Source organism: Type-D symbiont of Plautia stali, from assembly GCF_001485335.1.
GTDB classification, from domain to species: Bacteria; Pseudomonadota; Gammaproteobacteria; order Enterobacterales; family Enterobacteriaceae; genus Pantoea; species Pantoea vagans_C.
The window spans coordinates 1-4,266 of record NZ_BBOC01000160.1; the positions used below are offsets into that span (position 1 = coordinate 1).

Genomic DNA, 4,266 nt, shown 5'->3' on the forward strand with positions numbered 1-4,266 from the left:
CCCCCGCCCCTGTCGCTAACCTGTGCCAGCCGCAAACTCAACCCGGCAGTGCATCCTGCAAATGGGCTGATGAGATGCAGCATCGTCTTAATCGGCAGTTTCAGGACGCTGCACGTTACGCGGGTCAACAATGTCTGGTGCAGTTGGAGTGGCAAAACAGCGGACGTTATGCGGTGACGCAAACACAAGGTGACGAAACCCTGTGCCTGCGCGCCTGGCAGTTGATTGGTCAGTCGAAAGGTTTACCGCCCCCGCCAGATCGGACGCAACCGGCGTGGTTCGGTTTTGCACCGCGCAAAGCTAGCTCGCCAGCCCATCCTGCCGCCATTGGCGCGGGCTGATGCCGAACCAACGGCGGAAGGCGCGGGAAAAGGCGCTGACTTCGGAATAGCCCAACAACAGCGCCATTTCGGAAATCGGTAGCTGCTTCTGCTGCAAATAGTGCGTCGCCATCTCGCAGCGCACTTTGTCCACCAGCGCGGTGAAACTGATGCCCTCTTCACGCAGTCGCCGTTGTAGTGACCAGCTCGACAAGCCCATTTTCTCCGCGATCTCTTCCAATACGGGTTCGCCCTGCATCAGCGACAAATTCACCTGTGAGCGCGCCTGTTCCACCACACTCTGAACGGATGCATTGCTGTTCAGTCGTCGGATCGCATCCTGCATCACCATCAACAGCATCGGGTCCTGTTCCGGCATGGTTCGCAGCAGGTCACGTTTGGGGATCAGCAGCGAATTAAAAGGTTGATCGAACCACACCGGTGCATCAAACACTTTGCAGTGCTCATGCCACTGTTCAGGGCGCGGGTGCTCGAAATGCACTTCGCGCGGTGCCCAGTTTTTCCCAGCAACGTGGCGGATCAGATTGAGGAACATGCCCAGCGTCAGTTCGGCATCCTGGCGGCGTGAAAGGATCGCGCCATGCCGCACCTGATAATCCAGTCGCCAGCAGTCGCCTTTATCCACCAGTCGCGTCAGGGTATCGTGCTGATGCCACGGAAAGGCGTTCACCACATTATGCAACGCCTGTTCAAGCGTGGGTGAACACAGCCCGATGTAGCCAATCAGACCTAATGACTGCGGTTTGAACTGCCTGCCGTAGTGCAAACCGAAGTTATCAAAACCTGAGTGACGCGCCGCCTCTTCCATCACACGGCAGTAGTTGACCAATCCCAGGCTGAGCGTGGGACTCGCCAGCAGTTCGGAATCAATCCCGCTGATGCCAAAGATCCGATCGACATCACCGCCCTTGTCAGTGATAAAAGTGCTCAAACCTGTCGCCGCAGCCGCCAGCACGCCGCGATTGTTGGCCTGAGCCGAGAGCGTGCTCAATGCTTCAGAAGGGGTTATCAGTGATTGCATGGGAACCTCACAAGGAACGCGCGAGTGGAACATAGGGAGGGATCCAGCAATTTTCGTACCAGGCGTGGAAAATGATAATAATTCGACACGAGGTTGTAGCGGCGCGATTTATCGCGCAATACATTGCGCCGCTACGATGCATAACTGATCATTCGTGGTGCAATTACACCCCAACCGGCAGCTGATTAGTTTCCAGATAGCGGCGACACAGACGCACAGAGTGATCGGCCCAGCGCGGCCCAAGACTCTGCGCCATCTCCGTCTCCGCGTGCGTGCCCATCCACGCGGTCATTTGAATACGGCGCTGAATCAGCAACGTCGGCACCAGCGCCATCTCCTCATCGCTAATGTGCGCGACGCGCTCGTAACCCTGGATCCAGTTATCAACCCATTCAGCGGCACGTGGATGATGCTCGACAAAGCTGATCGCCGCCGCCAGATCGTGCAGATACCAACCCATGCCGCAGTCATCAAAATCGATCACTCGGGTTTCGCCCTTGTGCAACAACAGGTTGGTGAGACGAAGATCGGCGTGGATCAGGCCATAGCGATCGGTGCCTTTGCCGAAGGTTTGCAGCTCTTGCCCGACACGTGCCACCGCTTCCGCCACGATGCCGTGATCGGCTGGATTGAGGTTAGGCGCATCCTGCCAGCGCCCCCAATGGCTGTGATCGCTCACCATGGTGTGATGATCCCAGATGATGCGCTGAAAACCGGCAGGTTTCTGCCAGTTGCGGCTGTGTTGATGCAAGCGTGCAGTGATGTGCCCCAGTTGCTGAAACGCCTTGGGATCGACATCGGTGGTCGGCATGTCACCTTCGATCCAGTGGAACAGCACCGCATGACGCACGCCACCTCCCGCCATGCTCAGCGACAGCACGGTTTCGCCATCTTTGGCGGGAATGGCCTGCGGTACCATGATGCCAATATCACGCAGCGCATCCAGCCACAGTAACTCACTCTGAATATCGGCTTTGCTGTGATAGTTAGGACGATGCAGACGCAGCGCGTAGCGTTGGCCGCCCGCCAACAGCAGGAAAGTGGCGTTTTCGGAACGGCACAGGAGTTTCAACTCGCCCTGCAATGGCGCGGGATAACAGGCCAGCGCCTGCTGCGCCAGCACGGTGATTTCTACGTCAGTAAGGGTATCGGCTTGTTCGGCGCTCATTCATCAATCTCCAGCATCAATCTCAAGGGTAGCAAGTGTTATCAGCATGGGATGACCTCGTCCTGGCTGCTTGACCGCAGACAACCCAAAGTTGACCGCAGCGTGCATCTGGCACTTTTTTTGCCTGTAAGTTGACAGTGGATGACAAAACTCACTGCGCTCGCGTCAAGTTTTCCCGCCACCGGCAGCGGCATTATCCATTCACTGTAGTGCATAGAACAAAACAGCGCGGTGCAGCCGCCGCATAACAATCACGACGGGGAGACGATTATGACGAGTAAGCTCAAACCCACGCTGGGCACTCTGCATTTGTGGGGTATCGCGGTTGGTCTGGTAATTTCCGGGGAGTATTTTGGCTGGAGTTATGGCTGGGGCGTGGCGGGCACGCTGGGGTTTCTGATCACCACCGCGCTGATTGCCACCATGTACACCTGCTTCATTTTCAGCTTTACCGAGCTGACCACTGCTATCCCGCATGCCGGTGGTCCGTTTGCTTATAGCCGTCGCGCCTTTGGTGAAACCGGCGGCCTGATTGCCGGCCTGGCCACGTTAATTGAATTCGTGTTTGCCCCACCGGCCATCGCCATGGCCATCGGTGCGTATCTCAATGTGCAGTATCCCGACCTAAACCCGAAAACGGCGGCAGTCGGAGCCTATCTGGTGTTTATGACGCTGAATATCCTCGGAGTGAAGCTGGCCGCGATGTTTGAGCTGGTGGTCACGGTACTGGCGGTGCTCGAACTGCTGGTGTTTATGGGCGTGGTCTCGCCGGGCTTTAGTATCGCGAACTTTGCCGCCAATGGCTGGGCAGGCAGCGATCATTTCGGTATGCCCGCACTTTCCGGCATCTTCGCCGCGATCCCGTTTGCCATCTGGTTCTTCCTCGCCATTGAAGGGGCTGCCATGGCCGCTGAAGAGGCGAAAGATCCGAAACGCACCATTCCAAAAGCCTACATCACCGGGATTTTGACGCTGGTGGTCCTGGCGATTGGTGTGATGCTGCTGGCCGGTGGCGCTGGCGACTGGCGCAAACTGTCGGATATCAATGATCCGCTGCCGCAGGCGATGAAGATGATCGTGGGCGAGCACTCAAACTGGATGCACATGCTGGTGTGGATTGGTTTGTTTGGTCTGGTCGCCAGCTTCCACGGCATTATTCTTGGTTATTCACGCCAGTTCTTTGCTCTGGCTCGCGCCGGCTATCTGCCGTCAGGTCTGGCGAAGTTGTCACGTTTCCAGACACCGCACCGCGCGATTATTGCGGGTGGCGTGATTGGCATCGCGGCGATCTACAGTGATGGGCTGATTAACCTGCAGGGAATGACACTGACTGCTGCGATGATCACCATGGCGGTGTTCGGGGCCATCGTGATGTACCTGATGAGCATGCTGAGCCTGTTTAAGCTGCGTCGCACGGCACCGGATATGGAACGTAGCTTCCGAGCGCCGGGTTATCCCATTATCCCAGGTATCGCGCTGGTGCTGTCACTGGTGTGTTTGATTGCCATGCTGTGGTTCAACCCGGTGATCGGCGGGCTGTTCGTGGCGATTATGGTAGTGGGATATCTTTACTTCCTGGCCACGAAGACCCAGCGTGAGAACGCACCGCAGGATGCCATGTTGATGGGAGAGTAACTTTCTCCCTCACCCTAACCCTCTCCCACAAGCGGGAGAGGGGATTTATCCAGCACCGTTCACCTCGGTCATTTACCCTTGGCAGCCTTCTGCCGTGCGAG

4 protein-coding genes are annotated in these 4,266 nt (G+C 57.1%); 2 read left to right on the forward strand and 2 right to left on the reverse strand.

Annotation, left to right across the window (positions count from 1 at the left end; all coding sequences use genetic code 11):
* Positions 1–20 precede the first annotated feature (20 nt).
* On the forward strand, positions 21–341 hold the full coding sequence (locus PSSD_RS25525) for a cell envelope integrity TolA C-terminal domain-containing protein (protein ID WP_064511487.1): 321 nt from the start codon (positions 21–23) through the stop codon (positions 339–341).
* On the opposite strand, the gene qhpR is transcribed toward PSSD_RS25525, so the two are convergent.
* Together qhpR and PSSD_RS25535 are read right to left on the reverse strand one after the other, a co-directional pair.
* Positions 301–1,362 carry an AraC-like transcriptional regulator QhpR gene (gene qhpR, locus PSSD_RS25530; protein ID WP_039334308.1) on the reverse strand — a complete coding sequence of 354 codons (1,062 nt, stop codon included), beginning with the start codon at positions 1,360–1,362 and terminating at the stop codon, positions 301–303. The two genes, PSSD_RS25525 and qhpR, sit on opposite strands and share 41 nt — an antisense overlap.
* A gap of 163 nt (positions 1,363–1,525) precedes the next feature.
* Entirely contained in the window at positions 1,526–2,530 is a 1,005-nt protein-coding gene (locus tag PSSD_RS25535; RefSeq protein WP_058974188.1) for a phosphotransferase enzyme family protein, read from the reverse strand.
* Positions 2,531–2,800: 270 nt separating this feature from the next.
* On the opposite strand from PSSD_RS25535, the gene eat reads away from it, so the two are divergent.
* The gene (gene eat, locus PSSD_RS25540) at positions 2,801–4,165 is read left to right on the forward strand and encodes an ethanolamine permease (RefSeq protein WP_058974189.1); all 1,365 of its coding nucleotides are present in this window, start codon (positions 2,801–2,803) and stop codon (positions 4,163–4,165) included.
* The last annotated feature ends 101 nt before the right edge of the window (positions 4,166–4,266 follow it).